Source organism: Brevibacillus sp. AY1 (genome assembly GCF_029870785.1).
Lineage (GTDB): Bacteria > Bacillota > Bacilli > Brevibacillales > Brevibacillaceae > Brevibacillus > Brevibacillus invocatus.
The window spans coordinates 1-17543 of sequence record NZ_JAFLPN010000040.1 but is presented as its reverse complement, the minus strand read 5'-3'; the positions used below and the strand labels follow the sequence as shown (position 1 = coordinate 17543).

At 49.3% G+C, this 17543-nt stretch carries 17 protein-coding genes; 15 read left to right on the top strand and 2 right to left on the bottom strand.

Features of this window, described 5'->3' with window-relative positions:
* Positions 1-452: 452 nt before the first annotated feature.
* The 8 genes from rpsR (at position 453) to JZI27_RS21035 (ending at position 7625) form a co-directional block, all read left to right on the top strand.
* Entirely contained in the window at positions 453-683 is a 231-nt protein-coding gene (gene rpsR, locus JZI27_RS21070) for a 30S ribosomal protein S18 (protein ID WP_122909521.1), read from the top strand.
* Between the two features lie 168 nt (positions 684-851).
* Positions 852-1760 (top strand): DUF2232 domain-containing protein, encoded by a 909-nt coding sequence (locus tag JZI27_RS21065; protein WP_122909520.1) that lies wholly within the window; start codon positions 852-854, stop codon positions 1758-1760.
* Positions 1761-1764: 4 nt separating this feature from the next.
* Positions 1765-3702, top strand: coding sequence for a DHH family phosphoesterase (locus JZI27_RS21060; protein ID WP_122909519.1), 1938 nt, complete (start codon positions 1765-1767; stop codon positions 3700-3702).
* A gap of 28 nt (positions 3703-3730) precedes the next feature.
* The gene (rplI, locus tag JZI27_RS21055) at positions 3731-4174 is read left to right on the top strand and encodes a 50S ribosomal protein L9 (RefSeq protein WP_122909518.1); all 444 of its coding nucleotides are present in this window, start codon (positions 3731-3733) and stop codon (positions 4172-4174) included.
* 27 nt (positions 4175-4201) lie between these two features.
* The gene (gene dnaB / locus JZI27_RS21050; RefSeq protein ID WP_122909517.1) at positions 4202-5554 is read left to right on the top strand and encodes a replicative DNA helicase; all 1353 of its coding nucleotides are present in this window, start codon (positions 4202-4204) and stop codon (positions 5552-5554) included.
* Between the two features lie 193 nt (positions 5555-5747).
* The gene (locus JZI27_RS21045; protein WP_280209132.1) at positions 5748-7034 is read left to right on the top strand and encodes an adenylosuccinate synthase; all 1287 of its coding nucleotides are present in this window, start codon (positions 5748-5750) and stop codon (positions 7032-7034) included.
* Between the two features lie 33 nt (positions 7035-7067).
* Positions 7068-7244 (top strand): hypothetical protein, encoded by a 177-nt coding sequence (locus tag JZI27_RS21040; protein WP_280209131.1) that lies wholly within the window; start codon positions 7068-7070, stop codon positions 7242-7244.
* A gap of 177 nt (positions 7245-7421) precedes the next feature.
* Positions 7422-7625, top strand: coding sequence for a hypothetical protein (locus JZI27_RS21035; RefSeq protein ID WP_412850222.1), 204 nt, complete (start codon positions 7422-7424; stop codon positions 7623-7625).
* Between the two features lie 70 nt (positions 7626-7695).
* Here JZI27_RS21035 and JZI27_RS21030 read toward each other — a convergent pair whose 3' ends face one another.
* Positions 7696-8064: a hypothetical protein gene (locus JZI27_RS21030; protein WP_280209130.1), complete on the bottom strand. Its 369-nt coding sequence runs from the start codon at positions 8062-8064 to the stop codon at positions 7696-7698.
* Between the two features lie 264 nt (positions 8065-8328).
* Here JZI27_RS21030 and JZI27_RS21025 point away from each other — a divergent pair, with 264 nt between their 5' ends.
* The 6 genes from JZI27_RS21025 to JZI27_RS21000 all read left to right on the top strand — a co-directional run bounded on the left by JZI27_RS21025 (position 8329) and on the right by JZI27_RS21000 (position 15561).
* Positions 8329-9849, top strand: a complete 1521-nt coding sequence (locus tag JZI27_RS21025) for a peptidoglycan DD-metalloendopeptidase family protein (RefSeq protein ID WP_280209129.1) — start codon at positions 8329-8331, stop codon at positions 9847-9849.
* A 189-nt stretch (positions 9850-10038) separates the two neighbouring features.
* Entirely contained in the window at positions 10039-10752 is a 714-nt protein-coding gene (yycF, locus tag JZI27_RS21020) for a response regulator YycF (RefSeq protein ID WP_122909513.1), read from the top strand.
* A complete protein-coding gene (gene walK / locus JZI27_RS21015; RefSeq protein WP_251244819.1) occupies positions 10749-12569 on the top strand; it encodes a cell wall metabolism sensor histidine kinase WalK in 1821 nt (606 codons plus the stop codon). The genes yycF and walK overlap by 4 nt, the downstream gene beginning before the upstream one ends.
* A complete protein-coding gene (locus JZI27_RS21010) occupies positions 12566-13951 on the top strand; it encodes a YycH family regulatory protein (protein ID WP_280209125.1) in 1386 nt (461 codons plus the stop codon). Before walK ends, JZI27_RS21010 begins: the two co-directional genes overlap by 4 nt.
* Positions 13938-14711 carry a two-component system regulatory protein YycI gene (locus JZI27_RS21005; RefSeq protein WP_251244821.1) on the top strand — a complete coding sequence of 258 codons (774 nt, stop codon included), beginning with the start codon at positions 13938-13940 and terminating at the stop codon, positions 14709-14711. The genes JZI27_RS21010 and JZI27_RS21005 overlap by 14 nt, the downstream gene beginning before the upstream one ends.
* Before the next feature lie 61 nt (positions 14712-14772).
* A complete protein-coding gene (locus JZI27_RS21000; protein ID WP_122909509.1) occupies positions 14773-15561 on the top strand; it encodes an MBL fold metallo-hydrolase in 789 nt (262 codons plus the stop codon).
* Positions 15562-15565: 4 nt separating this feature from the next.
* Here JZI27_RS21000 and JZI27_RS20995 read toward each other — a convergent pair whose 3' ends face one another.
* Positions 15566-15817 carry a hypothetical protein gene (locus tag JZI27_RS20995; protein ID WP_251244822.1) on the bottom strand — a complete coding sequence of 84 codons (252 nt, stop codon included), beginning with the start codon at positions 15815-15817 and terminating at the stop codon, positions 15566-15568.
* Positions 15818-16118: 301 nt separating this feature from the next.
* Between JZI27_RS20995 and JZI27_RS20990 the strand changes: the two genes are divergently transcribed.
* Positions 16119-17348 carry a S1C family serine protease gene (locus JZI27_RS20990; RefSeq protein ID WP_280209121.1) on the top strand — a complete coding sequence of 410 codons (1230 nt, stop codon included), beginning with the start codon at positions 16119-16121 and terminating at the stop codon, positions 17346-17348.
* Positions 17349-17543: the final 195 nt, after the last annotated feature.

The following is a 17543-nucleotide window of genomic DNA, read 5'->3' as shown; positions in this document are numbered from 1 at the left end:
ATCATAAACAGCTAAATCCTTAGAGTAAGAAAAATAACAGGGACAACGAGGGCTTAGTACAAAAATTTACATATGCATCTCTCGTCTGGAAAAGTTTAAATTCTGCATGTTTAGTTCTGGAGAGACAAATAGACTACCAGAACAACCAATCCTGGCAGCCTATTTGCTCTAAGTGCAAGGAGGGGACTGTACCCCACCATTAGTATATATACCGAGGAGGTTGTTTAAGTACAATTATCGAGTCGGAACGAGGTCCGATTTAAACATTTGATTTCTAGACGTATTTGTGGTAATTTTAGAAAAGTGAATTCACGGTTTACACAGGGACGGTGTGTAACCAATAAAAACTCAATTAGAACAAGGAGTATTGGGGAATTACACAGTATGCGTTCTTCAATATTGCCGTTCTAAGATCGTATAAACTTCACTTTTCCTAAGAAGGAGGAACTCAAATGGCACGCAAAGGACGTCCAAATAAACGTCGTAAAGTTTGCTTTTTCAAAGTAAACAAAATCAAGCACATCGACTATAAAGATGTAGACTTGCTCAAAAAATTCATCAGCGAGCGCGGAAAAATTCTGCCTCGTCGTGTAACTGGTACTTCCGCGAAGTATCAACGTGCTCTGACTGTAGCGATCAAACGCTCCCGTCAAGTAGCGCTTCTGCCTTACACGGCTGAATAGTTCACACAGGTTATAAAAGGGGGACACAATTGCGTGGCCCTCTTTTTTCCATATCGTGATTTAAGGAAAAAAGGATTCGCGAAGTGTGTCAAGCATATGGAAGTGAATGAATCATGGTCTACAAAACGCTGATAAACGTTTTGTTACTTTCATCAAAGAGGTGCTGATATGCCTTCGAAAACCAAGCATTTGGCCGAAAATGCCCTGATGTTGGGTATTGCGCTCGTTTTTTTGTTTCTTAGTACATATACCATTCTAGGGATTGTCACCGTGTTTTTCTTACCACTGCCGTTTCTGCTGCTCGGCCTGCGCAGAAGCGTGTCCAACATGGTCTGGATCTCGATAGCATTTACACTCCTGGGATCGATCGTTAACGGAGTTGCGTCTGCAACCATTGCCCTACTTTCCGCGTTTTTAGGAGCTGTCATGGGCATCATGTATTCCAAAAAAGGAAAGGCACTTCCTGCGCTCACTGCAGGCGCTGCCGTTGTTTTTTTGGGGTACGTGCTGATGCTTGCCGTCCTGACGTTTGTGATGAACGTGGACATTAAGGAACTAATCAAACAAGCTGATCAGCTACGCCCACAATTTGTCAGTGAGAAGGAGTACGCCCAGGCGATGGAGCTGGCCAAAATGGTGCTCCCGGCGTTTTTTGTGATCAGCAGCTTTGTCCAGAGCTTCATTACACATGGGCTGGCACGTCTGCTGGGCAAGCGACTGGGAAGACCTGTACCTGCCTTGCCGCCTATTCGTCAGTGGAACTTTCCTAGATCTCTGCTGTACTACTACTTTATCGCCATGATCAGCATTCTGGTGTTTGGAAATGGCTTGAAGGACACATTCTGGGAAAGCGCTGTTTACAACCTCAAAATGATCCTGGATGTCATCTTTATCCTGCAGGGACTCAGCTTTTGTCTGTTTGCGGCGGATCTGTACGGGTGGAAAAGAATGACTCCAGTGCTTATTGTCTCTCTATTTATTTTTCCGTTCTTAAGCACTATACTGAGTTTAATAGGCATCTTTGATTTGGGTATACGTTTGCGCGAAAAGCTGGAAACAAGAGTGAAGAGGGGCTGAGGAAATGCCCAAGTTCCTGTTAAAGCGTTGGTACGGGATGCATATGGTCCTGGCACTTTGCTTTAGCTTTCTGCTGCTGGGGATTTTGTCCCTGCATCATTGGATGTATGGGGCGATCGGCATCGTCTGCTTGATTGGGCTAGTGCTATATGCCCTCCAGGCGGAAAAAGGATTTCAACGGGATCTACGTCTTTATCTCGCGACGGTTACACATCGGGTGAAAAAAGCGGGCGAAGGCGTTATTCAGGAATTGCCGATTGGGATCCTTCTGTACAACGAGGAAAAGGCAATCGAATGGGTAAATCCGTTCATGACAGATATGTCCGGGGATGAGCTGCTCATTGGGAAAAGTCTGACAGAGGTCTTTCCCCAACTGACTTGGAAGCCGGATCAGAAACGGATCGAATTTACGTACAACGAACGAGTATACGAGGTTTTGGTGCGGCATGAGGAGTATTTGCTGTACTTCAGGGACATCACCGAGCACAAGGAGCTGGCCAGCCGATATCATCGGGAAAAGGCAGCTCTTGCTATCATTCATCTGGACAATCTGGACGAGATTGGACAAGTGATGGATGAGCAGAGCCGTACCTTGCTGTCCACGAGTGTAGCGGGTGTCATTAATGACTGGGCCAACAAGCATCGCATCTATCTGCGCCGGATCTCTTCTGACAAGTTTTTGGCGTTGATGGAACGAGAAACACTAGATAAGCTGGAAGAAAGCCGATTTGATATTCTCGATGTCGTGCGTGAGATGACAGCAGATAACAAGATTCCGATTACGCTTAGCATCGGGATGGGGGCTGCTGCCAACACGTATGCCGAATTGGGGCAAATGGCACAATCCAGCTTGGACATTGCTCTGGGACGCGGTGGCGATCAGGCTGCAGTCAAGATCGGCAACAAGCTGACTTTTTACGGCGGAAAGTCAAACGCCGTGGAAAAACGGACGCGCGTTCGTGCTCGTGTCATCGCCCATGCCCTGCGTGACCTGATTCATGAGGCAGAGCACGTCATCGTTATGGGGCACAAGCAGCCAGACATGGACTCTGTCGGTGCATCTCTGGGTGTCCTCAAGGCTGTTCAGGTGCACAACAAGCAAGCCTACATCGTCATGGATGAAGGAAATCACTCTGTAGAACGTTTGATGAGGGAGATCTACGCCAACGAGGAATTGGCGGAATCGTTCATTACTCCGGAGCAGGCGATTCGTCTGGTGACAGGACGCACGTTGCTCGTCGTCGTCGATACTCATCGTCCTTCACTGGTGATTGAACCAAAGCTGCTGGGTGAAACCAGCCGTGTCGTGGTAATCGACCACCATCGCCGTTCTGAGGAATTTATTGAGCCAGTACTGCTCTACTTGGAGCCTTATGCTTCTTCGACGGCTGAGCTGGTAACCGAGCTGTTGCAATATCAAAGTGAACGACTGAACATCGACAGTTTGATTGCCACTGCGCTCTTGGCAGGGATTGTGGTAGATACCAAAAGCTTTGCTTTCCGAACAGGTTCGAGAACGTTCGAAGCCGCGTCGTTTTTACGCCGCAATGGTGCAGACACGGCAGCAGTACAGCGTTTGCTGAAGGAAGATCTGAATCAGTACGTGAAGCGGGCACGCATCATCATGAATACCGAATCCTATCGCGATAACATGGCGATTGCGATTGGTGATGTGACTGAAGAGTATACCCAGGTGCAAGTCGCCCAAGCAGCCGAACAGCTGTTGACCCTATCCGGCATTCAGGCATCCTTCGTCGTAGCCAGACGCGCAGATGATACGATCCTGATCAGTGCCCGGTCACTCGGCGATATCAATGTCCAGTCCATTATGGAGCATTTGGGTGGAGGCGGTCACCTGAATGGAGCCGCTACCCAAATCGACGGAATTTCCATCCGAGAAGCCGTCAACCGATTGAAAGACGCGATTGATACGGTCGTATAGGCCAATTTTTATAAAGGGGGAAACGATGATGAAAGTCATTTTTCTTCAAGATGTAAAAGGCCAAGGAAAAAAAGGCGAAGTGAAAGATCTTTCTGAAGGATATGTTCGCAATTTCCTTTTGCCAAAAGGCTTGGTCAAGGAAGCGACAAACAGCAACGTAAAAACCTTGGATGCACAAAAACGCAGCGAGGAAAAACGCAAAGAGCAAGAAAAACTGGACGCACAAGAGCTGGGTGCCAAATTGGCTGAGCTGACTGTCAAGGTGACAGGAAAAGCAGGTGAAGGCGGCCGATTGTTCGGAGCGATTTCAAGCAAGCAGGTCGTGCAAGCCTTGGAAGAACAGTTCAACATCAAGTTGGACAAACGCAAGCTGGAGATGGATGCGATTCGCGCATTGGGCGTCACTCAGATCAAAGCGAAGCTGCACAATGAAGTGACAGCAACGCTCAAAGTACACGTAGTAGAAGAATAATGATGAAGAAGATGTGGAGGGTGTGACGTGAGCGACCTTTTTTTGGATCGTGTGCCGCCGCAGAACAAGGAAGCCGAACAATCCGTGCTTGGTGCCGTGTTCTTATCCAAGGAAGCTCTCATCGCCGCCATAGAAATCCTCCGACCGGAGGATTTTTACAAGACTGCGCATCAGCGCATCTTTCAGACGATGGTGGACTTGTATGAAAAGGGTGAGCCGGTCGACCTCGTTACAGTAACAGCTGAGCTCCAGGACCATAAGCTGCTGGATGAGGTCGGTGGTGTTACCTACCTGACGGAGATCGCCAGCTCGGTTCCTACAGCAGCCAATATAGAATTCTACGCCAAAATTGTGGAAGAAAAATCGCTTTTACGGCGATTGATTCATACAGCAACAAAGATTGCCAATGATGGTTATTCGCGAGAGGATGAAGTTGGTGAGATCCTCTCGGATGCCGAGAAGTACATCATGGAGATTGGCCGCAACCGCAACAGCGGCGGCTTTACTCCGATCCGTGATGTTCTATTGGAAACCTACGAGCGCATTGAGTTTTTGAGCCAGCGCCGTGGAGATGTGACAGGAATTCCATCCGGTTATACGGATCTGGACAAGATGACCTCAGGCTTTCAACGAAGTGACTTGATTATCCTGGCTGCCCGTCCTTCCGTAGGGAAAACAGCCTTTGCACTGAATGTAGCCCAGAATGTAGCTGCCCGTGCAGGAGAGACCGTCGCGATCTTCTCGCTGGAGATGGGTGCTTCCCAGCTTGTACAGCGGATGATCTGTGCAGAAGGAAATCTGGATGCTTCGAGGATGCGTTCAGGCTGGCTGGAGGAAGACGACTGGCAGAAGCTGACGATGGCGATCGGTACGCTGGCAAAGGCGCCGATCTACATCGACGATACGCCAGGTGTCACGGTGATGGACATACGCGCCAAATGCCGCCGCCTGCAGGCAGAAAAAGGGCTTGGCATGATTCTGATCGATTACTTGCAGTTGATTCATGGACGAGGGAAAGGCGATAACCGTCAGCAGGAGGTATCGGAAATTTCCCGGACCTTGAAAGGAATTGCCCGTGAGCTGAATGTTCCTGTAATCGCGCTCTCTCAGCTGAGCCGTGGTGTAGAGCAACGTCAGGACAAGCGTCCGATGATGTCCGACATTCGTGAATCCGGTTCGATTGAGCAGGACGCGGATATCGTAGCGTTTCTGTATCGTGATGACTATTACGACAAGGAAACAGAGAACAAGAATGTCATCGAAGTGATCATTGCCAAACAACGTAACGGCCCTACGGGTACGGTTGAGCTGGCGTTTTTGAAGGAATACAACAAATTTGTCAGTTTGGACAATCGATACCGGGATGTAGCTGGACAATAATGAGCAGAATAAGAGCAAAGAGGAGAGTCGGAGAATATCCGGCTTTTTCTTTTTTTCAAATGGATAATTACCGAACATATACTCAACTTTCCATTGAAACGTTCGTATTTTAATTGACATACAGGAAATGGTTTAGTACACTTAGATTGTTTCAGGCCCAAAAGGACATGATGATATCAGGAGGTGTTTTTCGATGTCAACAGTCGTTGTCGTCGGAACCCAGTGGGGCGATGAAGGTAAAGGAAAGATTACCGATTATTTGGCGGAGAGCGCAGAGGTAGTGGCTCGTTACCAAGGTGGTAACAATGCTGGACATACCATTATTTTTGGTGGTAACAAATACAAGCTGCACTTGATTCCATCCGGAATTTTTTATACAGACAAGATTTGTGTAATCGGCAATGGTATGGTGATTGACCCGAAAGCTCTTGTCAAAGAGCTGGAATACATCCACAGCTTTGGTTTTTCCACGAAAAATCTGCGCATCAGTGACCGCGCTCATTTGATCCTTCCTTACCACATCAAACTGGATGGGGTAGAAGAGGATAGCCGCGGAGTGAACAAAATTGGTACAACACGCAAAGGTATTGGTCCAGCTTACATGGATAAAGCCGCTCGTATCGGTATTCGCATCGCTGATTTGTTGGATCGTGAAGAGTTTGCACGCAAATTGGAGCGTAATCTGGCTGAGAAAAATCTCTTGCTGGAGAAGCTATACAATACAACTGGTTTTGATCTGCAAGAAGTCATGGACGAATATCTGGGCTATGCGGAAATCATTCGCCCTTATGTGACAGATACATCTGTTGTCCTGAACGATACGATTGACAACGGCAACCGCGTTTTGTTTGAAGGAGCGCAAGGTGTGCTCTTGGATATCGACCAAGGTACGTATCCTTACGTAACCTCCTCCAATCCGATTGCAGGTGGAGTGACCATTGGTTCCGGTGTAGGACCTACCAAAATCAATCAAGTTATCGGTGTAGCCAAAGCGTATACCACTCGCGTAGGTGATGGCCCGTTCCTGACTGAGCTGACAGATGAGACAGGTGATCACATCCGCGAAGTAGGCTTCGAGTACGGTACAACTACTGGTCGTCCACGCCGTGTAGGCTGGTTCGATAGCGTGGTCGTGCGCCATGCCCGTCGTGTCAGCGGCATCACTGGTCTGGCGATTACCAAGCTGGATACCTTGACAGGCATCGAATCGCTGCGTATTTGCACAGCGTACAAGTACAATGGCGAGATTATCGAATCCTTCCCGGCCAACCTCAATCTGCTGGCGAAGTGTGAGCCTGTATACGAAGAGCTGCCAGGTTGGTCTGAGGATATCACCGGTATCCGCAACCTGAATGATCTGCCGGAAAATGCGCGTCATTACATCGAGCGCATCACGCAATTGACTGGTATTCCAATGTCTATATTCTCCGTTGGTCCAGATCGTGAGCAAACAGTTGTTGTTCGCGGCATCTGGGGTTAATGAATGTGAGTTAACCGAATTAGCGACCCCGTCATGGCAATTGGCGGGGTCGCTCTACCGCGAATGCAGGACCATATCATCGAGCGGATGTCCGCATCTCCCGTACTTCTCGCAGACTTTGCATTGAAATCTGGTTTGGAGGAGTATCGAACGATGGCTCGCAATGCTTTAGGTGTCGATGAAAAAGGGGAAGAAATTACGACGGAATGATCGCAGAGCGGGCTTAACAGATCGCAACATTCTAACGGGCAGGGAGACTAAGCGGCTCCTGCCCGTTTTTTATATCACAGGTTTTTTCACATTTTTTTAAGCAGGACAGACACGATTCTGTACCTTCTGGGCATATGGTAAAAGCAAAGGCAGGAAATGGAGAGGTGATCACGTATGATGGGATTCGATCAGAAGGCCATGAAGCTACTGGGGAAGAACGTGCAGGTGAAGATGGTGAATGGCTGCGTCATCAAGGGAACCATGACTCATTATAACAAGGGATACCTCTGCTTCATCACCACCTACAAGCAACGCGATGCCGAAAAAACGACCATTCGTCGATTGGCACTAAAAGACGTCACGTCTATGTTCGAGGTGTAACCCCTACATGTGCAAAAAACGGTGAGCCACCCTCTACCTTTAGTGGAGAAGGTGGCTGCTTATTTTTTAATTAAACCATTCCACCAAAAGAACGGATGATTTCGGTGGCCTCAGCGTTGCGATCCGCAGGAACGACGGCAGTCAGCAAAAATGGCGTAAAAGGGTCGTCTCCACTGTCTGCCATACCGCTCGCATCGGGGTCTGCTGCAGCCAGGACGCTGGCGTCACGGCCGCTTGGGAAGTCTCCAGACAGGGTAAGACTGGCAAGAGAAGAAAACTCTCCTGTGATCGGATTTAGGATAGAATCCACACCACTTCCCGGAAATTGTCCAACATGGTCGATCTGTACAGTCGAAAATCCGGCTTCCAGTAGTGCTTTTTTGGCTTGAGTAGCAGCTTCTTCGGTTGAAAAACCTGCCAGAATATTTTGCTCCTTCACACAATAACCCCCTAAAAATCATCATAAATTTTTCCAATATCATGGATATATCATGACACATCCTATACTACTTTTTTATTCGACGGCATTTTACACTTGCTGATATCGATATTTTTATGGTAAAGTCGACATAGTTGGTTTCTTTAGGCAATTTGGCAGATTAATGGAAACCAAGATTTGGTATAAAGTACCTAGTTAGTATATTTAAAATTTTCAGGAAATAGACGGTAAGCATGCTGTATCTGTTTTCAGGAGGGACAAGTTATGCAATGGGCCAAATGGAAGGCCGAGCTGCAGGAACGGTCGAAACAGGTCGTTCGCAAGTGTAGTGATATGGCGAAACGCACGATGAAGCATACAAGCACTTACATCACCACTCATAAAAAGCAAGTCATTACTGTAACGTCTGTATTTCTGCTCACCGTAACCACGGGAGCATCTGCTCAGTACTATTACACAAGCAACATCAACTCGATTTACCATGTGATCGTTAACGGTAAGGAAATTGGAGTAGTGGACAGCCCTGAAGTGATTCAGAACTGGACCGCAGCCAAGCTGGATGAGGAAAAATCGAAGAGTGGCTATAACTTCACGCTTTCAGACTCGATTAGCTTCCAGGAAGAGCGTTTGTACAAAGGGGAATATGACAACGAGGCAGCCGTAAAGGCACTGTCAGCCATTGCTGACTTCAAGGTAGACGCCGTAAAGCTGGTTATCGATGGACAACCTGTCGGGTATGTATCTGATCAGGCTGTTGCCGATCAAGTGCTCGCTAAGGTGAAAGCGAAGTATTCGGGTATTCCGGCTGAAAAACTAGCTACAATGACTGCTAATGGGGAAAAGAAAAGCGCGGTGGCTGCCGCTTCTCTGAGCGCGCCTGAGGCGAGTCCTGTCAAGGAAGTTGCCTTCAAGGAAAAGGTAGACGTGCAGCGTGAGACTGTGCCATCTGCTCAGATCCTGCCGGCGGACAAGCTAGAGGAGCTCCTCATCAAGGGTACGTTCAAGGATATGGTCCATACGGTAGTTGAGGGTGATTGCATTGGTTGCATCGCCAAACAGTATGACATCACATCGAAAGATATTTACGCAAATAATCCGGGCATTACAGAGAACACCGTTCTCAAGCTCGGTCAACAAATCAATGTAACGGCAATCCGTCCATTGGTTACGGTACAGGTAAAGGAAAATGTGACGCAAAAAGAAGAGATTCCTTTCAACACGCAGTACAACAACAACGAAACCTTGCCAAAGGGAGAGACCAAGGTGGTCCAGGAAGGCAAGAACGGCAGCAAGCTTGTTGAGTACGAAGTGGTGAAAGAGAATGGACAAGTTGTTGCGCGCAACATCCTGAAGCAAGATGTTGTGGACGAGCCCGTCATCAAAGTCGTGGAGCGGGGAACCAAAGTCATCCCTTCTCGTGGGACAGGCCGTCTTGCCTGGCCAGCTCAAGGATATATCAGCAGTGGTTTTGGATCACGCTGGGGTAAATTGCACAAAGGAATTGATATTGCCGGGTCTGGATCAGTCATGGCTGCCGATAACGGCCGCGTCAAGTTTGCTGGCTGGGATGGTGGCTATGGAAAAGCGATCATCATCGACCACGGAAATGGCATGCAGACCTTGTATGGTCACTTGAGCACGATCCATGTAAAAGTTGGCGATGTCGTGCAGCAAGGCAAGAAAATCGGCGTGAAGGGTTCTACCGGAAATTCCACTGGGGTTCACCTGCATTTTGAGGTCCTACAAAATGGACGAGCTCAGAACCCAATGCGTTTCTTAAAATAAGCAAAAAGTTATATGGAAATGAAAGGAGTGCTCTGATCAGAGTGCTCCTTTGTTGTTTAGCAGCACCAAAGGAAAGGTTTGGCTGACGTGTGGAGCGCCTCGAGGGCTTCATTACGGGTATAACATCGTGTAATCTAGAGGAATAGAGACACGGAAAGTAGAATTTCTTCTGAGAGAGGAGGAAGCAAAATGGCAAAACTCCTGGTAGTTGACGACGAAAAACCGATTGCAGATATTTTGAAATTTACGTTTGAACGAGAAGGGTATCAGGTGGTGTGCGCGTACGACGGAGAAGAGGCATTGACTGCCGTACAGGAAGAGCGCCCCGATCTGATTTTGCTAGATGTCATGCTTCCAGGTCGGGATGGCATGGAGGTATGTCGGGCCGTGCGTCAATCATACGATGTGCCGATCATCATGCTGACAGCAAAAGATTCCGAGCTGGACAAGGTGTTGGGGTTGGAGCTGGGAGCTGACGATTACGTCACCAAACCATTCAGCTCGCGTGAACTGGTAGCGCGGGTAAAAGCGCATTTGCGCCGCAACAAGCCAAAGGCAGAAGAGCAGGAGAACCGGCTTCTGCGCATTCATGAACTGGACATCGACCTGAACTCGTATACGGTAGAAAAAGGCGGCAGCCCGCTGGAGCAGGAATTGACGCATCGAGAATTCGAGTTGCTGGTCTATCTGGCTCGTCATCAGGGACAGGTATTGACCCGTGAGCATCTACTCCAGTCGGTGTGGGGCTTTGACTATTTTGGCGATGTCCGGACTGTAGATGTCACGATTCGCCGATTGCGGGAAAAAATCGAGGATGACCCGAGTCAACCAAAATATATCATAACGCGCCGAGGTCTGGGCTATTCCATGCGCAACCCAGGAGTCGGAGGAACGCCTGGATGAGGCGGCTGTTCAAGACGATCCAATGGAAGATTGTCGTGATCTACATGCTGTTGATCTTGTTAGCCATGCAGTTTATTGGCGCTTACTTTGCCAGAGAAGTCGAGAGCTACTATATCAACAACTTCTCTGAGGCGCTCAATGCCCAAGCGAGCCTGTTGGCGAGTCTTTTGGAGAGCGATCTGCGCTCGCGGGAGGCAAAGGAGGAGAACGTCGAGCAAATGCGCCTGGACATCGACAACCTGATCAACAACCTGGTGAAGATCAACGGAGCGAACGTACAGGTGATTGACCAGACTGGGACAGTTCTCAGCACGACGGAGGACCGAAGCATTATCGGCCGTCGAACGTCGCAGCCAGAGGTGACGGTCGCGCTCTTGGGAACACGAAGCGAATCGATGCGGATCGATCCACGGACAGGGGCGAGAGTGAAGGTGCTTGTCCTTCCGATCAAGGGAGATCAGATCGTCTACGGTGCCGTGTATATGGTCGCATCGATGGAGGGGACGTATACCACGATTCGCAAAATGAACGGAATCCTGGCCTCCGGTACCATGATCGCTTTGTTGATTACGGCTGGATTGGGCTTCGTACTGGCGCGGACAATCACCAAGCCGGTGAAGGAAATGACCCGCCAGGCAAGATCAGTGGCAGACGGGGACTTTAAAAGCAACGTTCGCGTCTACAGCACGGATGAGATCGGTCAACTGGGGATGGCATTCAACCATATGACACGTCGGCTTCAGGAAGCGATTTTACAGCAGGAAGAAGAGCGGGAAAAGCTGGCTAGCATCTTAAGCAACATGTCGGATGGCGTGATTGCTGCCAGCCGGGACGGTCAGATCATTTTGCTGAACCGGGCTGCGGAAGAGATGCTGCAGGTGGAGATGTGGGATGTGATCAACAAAGGGAGAACGTTGCCTGAGCTGCTGGGACTACCACCAGAGGAAGAGATGCCGCTCCATCTGCAAACAGAGCCGCTTTTTATCGAAATGGTGCTGCCCAACCGTGAAGAAGTGATATTACGTGTGATGTTCACGCCGTTGCAGCACGACAGCGGAAAGCGAGGGGGCATCATCGCGGTTGTCGCTGATGTTACCGAACAGCAGCAGATGGAACATCAGCGCAGGGAGTTCGTAGCGAATGTTTCCCACGAGCTGCGTACGCCGCTTACGACGATCAAAAGCTATGTGGAGGCATTGTTGGATGGCGCAGTGGAGGAAAAGGAGCTGTCTAACCGTTTTCTGCGTGTCACCATGTCTGAGACCGAGCGGATGATCCGGCTGGTCAATGACTTGCTGCAGCTGTCTCGCTTTGATTCACAAGGGGTTCGTCTCCACTGCAAGGAAGTGGATATGAACCAGATGCTGCGTTATGCGGTTGATCGCTTCTCGATGTTCAGTGAACAACAGGAGGTCACGCTTGCTCTGGATATACCGAAACCGTTGCCTTCGGTCTATATCGATCAGGACGCGATCAATCAGGTGTTGGACAACCTGCTTTCCAACGCGGTCAAATACACCCCTCAGGGTGGGCGTGTCGTGGTGCATGCCCAAATCCATGCTCAAAATCGCGTTCAAATCTCGATCACCGATACGGGAATTGGAATTCCGAGTCGAGACTTGAAGCGGATTTTCGAAAGATTTTACCGCGTAGACAAAGCGCGTTCGCGCGGTCAGGGCGGAACGGGTCTGGGACTGGCTATCGCCAGGGAACTGGTGCAAGCACATGGAGCCGATATTGAGATCACCAGCGAATTGAACGCAGGGACGACAGTCACGTTCTGGGTTCCGTTGTTTCAAGGGGGGAGTGCGAGATGAAGCGGTGGTTGGAAACGGCAAAAACCGTCATTCTCAGCTTGCTCGTCATAACCAGCTTTTGTTTGACCGGGATGATCTGGATCAATCAGCCGAACTTACAGTTTATCGAGCCGGCCAAGTATACGGAGTCAAAGCCGGTACTTGAAAAATCGCTGGAGAAAATGATCACACCATCTGCTGTCGTTTTTCATTACGGACAAGATCGCCATACAAAAGCGGTAGCGACAGATGGGCAGTACAGCATGATCATGCGCGAGATGCCCAGATGGATTTTTCTCGACTTCACCCCGTATACACTTACACATGAAAAGTGGGAGGAAATTGCCCGGGAAAAGTTGGGGTTGGAGGTTCGCTTCAGAAGCAATCTTCCCTTGTCAGCAGTAGGCAGGCTGGTGACGTTTCGGGAGGAGTATAATATTCGTTTGATGGGGATTGACCGGATCTGGCTGTACCATGAACCGGAGGAAGATCTTGTCTATGCGTTGTTTCTATCGGGTGAAGAGGAGAAGGTCATGCGCTCACGCACTTCCATTAGTCCAAAGGATTTGCGCGAATCGTATCTGGCCAATGGCAATCAAATGCCAGAGCAGATCATGAAGGTAGTGATTCCTGCGAAGTACAATACATCCGATCCGGAGTCGAAAGGGTATTCCTACTGGCACATGTATTACCTGCCAAAGCATCAAATCAGGATGCAGCAATTCCGCTTCTCCTATACGACGGTACCTACAGAGCAGCTGATGGAGGCCTATTTCCTCGATCCCACTCTGGTTCGACAGATCATGGAAAGGGACAAGACGGTCATCTATACAGATGGCAGCCGTTCGATTCAGGTGAGGTCTGAACAGAAGGCGATCACGTTTACAGACCCGGCGTACCAGCAGAGAATACTGCCTATAACCGATGAAGAGAAGCTCCAAAGCGCGGTCAGCTTCGTCAACAAGCATTTGGGCTGGCTCGATGACTATTATCTCGAGGATATCAAGAAGAGCTATAACGACAAGGATAGTATAACGTTTCGACAGTATATCGGTGCCTATCCATTGGTCAGCAAGGGAGAAAAGCCGATCGATACCATTGAGATCATATCGGAAGCCGGTCAGGTAGTCACGATGAGCCGTTCGATGCTGGATCTGGAAACGTACATCACCAACAGGGACTTGACGGTCATGTCGGGGCCAGAGCTCTATCAGTTGATTCGGGATAAAAATCTGGCCAATACCGAGGAGATTTCGAATACGTATTTGGCTTATCAGACTTTTGTGTCTGACGATTATATCGAGTTGATCCCGACATGGGTGGTGGAAGTGCCAAATCAGCCTACGCTGCTTATTCCTGCTAAATCCAACGAAGGGGGAGGCAGGGCGAATGGATTGGAGTAGAACCAAGACAATTCTGATCTGGGCTTTTCTTCTGCTCGATATATTCCTCGGCTATCAGGTGTATGTGACCAGAATCAGCGGTTGGAGCGCTCAGGAGCTGACGCGCAGTGACAAGTGGGAGACCGAGCTTTTTCTGAGTCAGCAAAACATCACGCTGGCGACTGAGATCCCGCAGGAAACACCGGAGATGAGTTATTTGCAGGCCGAGTATCTGGGGATTAATCCTTTTCACATGCAGGAGCTGCCTGGCGTCAAGGCGACGATGGAAAAGAAAGCCTTGCATGCAGAGCTGATCCCGCCGATTCAGATTCGTGGACAAATTGTGCCGGGCGAGCTTTTGCGTCAGCTAGGGCCATTACTGTTGTACGGAGAGCAGTATACGGCTGATTTGTATCAATCCAATCAGAGTAGATTGCTGTACTGGCAGACGTATGAGAAGGTGCCTGTGTTCGTGGCTCCTCTGGAGGTCAGTCTGGATACAGGAGCTATTCTTGGCTACAGACAAACGTACCTGCAGCTTCGTGAGCAGGAAGGTGCCAGACAAGTCATTTCCGGATATGTAGCACTTCGCTCTTTGGTGGAGAAGCAGATCATCGAGCCGGGAGAGCGAATCGAAAGTGTAAGCCTTGGCTATTTTGGCTCCTATGATGCTGATATCCAATCGCTGGTACCCGTCTGGCGAGTCATTCATGATGGCAAGCTTCACTATGTCAATGCGATTACAGGTGCCGTGGAGCGGCCTTTGATGACCAAAAGATAGAGACAGCAAGTTTTCGGGTAATGAGACAGCTAGGGAACGCTGGCGGGAAGAGGGATGATCGGTGAAATTCAGTGTTTTAGCAAGTGGAAGTACAGGCAACGCTATCTACGTGGCGACGGATCGAGTCTCTGTGTTGATTGACGTAGGGATTACGGGGAAGCAGGCGGAAGCGGCCCTGCAGACAATCGGGGTGAAGCCGGAAGAGCTCAGCGCGATCCTGGTCACACATGAGCATGTCGATCATATCAAGGGCGTTGGGGTAATGGCACGTCGCTATGGACTGCCGATTTACGCCAACGCCAAGACGTGGAACGAGCTGGACGGTCAGATTGGCACGATCAAGGAGGATCAACGGCGACTGTTTGGAGTGGGCGAAAAGCAAGAGCTCGAGGACTTGGGCATCGAATCGTTCGGAATTTCCCACGATGCAGCGGAGCCGATGGGCTTCTGTTTTTATCAAGGAAACAAGAAGCTGAGTGTCGCAACGGATCTAGGCTATGTCAGCGAGCGAATCAAGGACACGATTCGTGGCGCGGATGCCTACATCTTCGAGTCCAACCACGATGTGGAGCTGTTGCGCATGTCCCAGTACCCCTGGAGCATCAAGCGCAGGATCTTAAGCGATGTTGGCCACCTGTCCAACGAATCGGCTGGAGAGGCTTTGATAGAATGCCTCAATGGTGGAGCAGAGCGTGTATATCTTGCGCATTTGAGCAAGGAGAACAACATGATTGATCTCGCTCGTCTGACGGTCAAAAATATTCTGGAAGAACAGGGACTGAAAGTGGGCGACGATGTTCATCTGCGAGACACGTACCCGGATCGGCCCACCAGGTTGGAAGTGCTGTAGAAAATTAAACGTTGCGATTGAACGTAATAGGCTTGTCCGGATTGGTGCGGCTTAGCAATGCATCAGAAATTCGGGTGTATGTTTCGATCTGAAAGGTCAGCTGGGAGTCGAGTTCATTCATCTTGCGGGTAAGCTCGTCCTGTGTGAAGAAGCCCTTGTCAATCATGACGGCAATCATGGAGTGAAGGACCAGCGTATTATGGTAATCCACCTCTTGCAGGTCAGCCAGTTTTGCATGTAATTGAACTTCTTTCAACTCTATCACTCCTTTTTCTGCTGTTTTGAAACGTGTGTACAAAAGCTCTTAATCTATCATATCCGGGCTCTCGGTGAATTATTCCGAGAGCCTTTGCACATTCCACAACCTTTCCATATTTCTCACGCGATTTTGCCAAAAGAGGAGCGTATACTGTGGGTATCAGAGGGAAGCAGGTAAGGATACTGCTCCATAGGGAAATGAGGATGAAAACAGCGGGAAACAAATAACAGCAACCCCAGACAAGTATAGAGCGTAAAAAAACCTGTTACCCTAGTAATAGAGGAAGGAGAATGGACTTATGGGTTTTTATGATGATTTGAATCATGTGGAACGAAAAAGAAAACGTGCGCCAGGTGTTGGACGCTTGATCATGACGTCCATCACATCGGCGGTGATTGGAGGAATGGTCGTACTGCTCATGCTGCCAACTCTGTCAAACGCCGGTTACATCAACATGGTGCAGTCGGGAGCGACGAATGCCATGAGCAATCCGGCAGCGAATCTGTTTGCCCAGCCTATCTCTGTCTCCGTCGATACGGGAACCGTGCAGGCGGTAGAAAAAGCGGAAAACGCCGTCGTTGGGATCATCAACATCGGTCGTACTCGGACCAATTACTGGAGCAATTCTTCGGAAGACATCGAGCAAGGTCAGGGCTCAGGAGTCATTTTTCAGAAGAAAAACGGAAAAGCGCATATCATTACCAACTACCATGTGATCGACCAGGCGCAAAAGCTGGAGGTTGCATTACCAGGCGGTGAAAAAGTAGACGCCAAGGTATTGGGCTACGATATGTTCACAGACCTGGCCGTATTGGAAATCGACGGTTCCAAGGTGTTGACCGTAGCTGAGCTGGGCGATTCGTCCACACTTCGGGTGGGAGAGCCTGCGATTGCCATCGGGAACCCGCTGGGCATGAAATTCTCCCGCACCGTCACACAAGGGATCATCAGCTCGCTGGAGCGCTCGATGCCAATGGACTTTGACGGAGATGGGCAGGACGACTGGGAATTGGACGTCCTGCAGACCGACGCGGCTATCAACCCAGGTAACAGCGGTGGTGCTCTCGTCAACATTCATGGGCAAGTAATTGGGATCAATACATTGAAAATCTCCAAGTCCGGGATTGAGGGACTGGGCTTCGCCCTTCCGATCAATGATGTGAAAAAAATTGTCTCGGAGCTGATGGAAAATGGCAAGCTCGAACGCGCGTACCTTGGGGTTACCCCGTATGATTTGACCAATGTACCGCGTTATAACTGGAAGGAAACACTGAATCTGCCGGATGAAGTAACGGCGGGTGTAGTCATTCGCAACGAGGTAGGTAAATTCTCGCCGGCGGGTGTGGCGGGTCTGCGTCAGTACGACGTCATCGTCAAAATGGATAACAAGGATATTACCAATGGTGCCCAGCTGCGCAAATTCCTGACTTTGAACAAGAAGCCGGACGAGAGCGTGGAAATTACCTACTATCGTGATGGCGTGAAGAACACAGCAAGTGTGAAGTTGAGCAAAACTCCACAGCAGTAAGAGTTTGCTCAGGTATTGAATTCGTTGCATTCCGGGACTTGTCCCGTTTGCATATATCGCAGTTCCCCTTTATCTATGAACCATAGATACCATCCTTGGAGCATCGAGCAATCGGTGCTCTTTTTTTTGGTGTGCCACGCATGGCGATTAACTAGGTGGTGAAAGTCCACTGTGGGGGTTTGTAGTTACCAACCA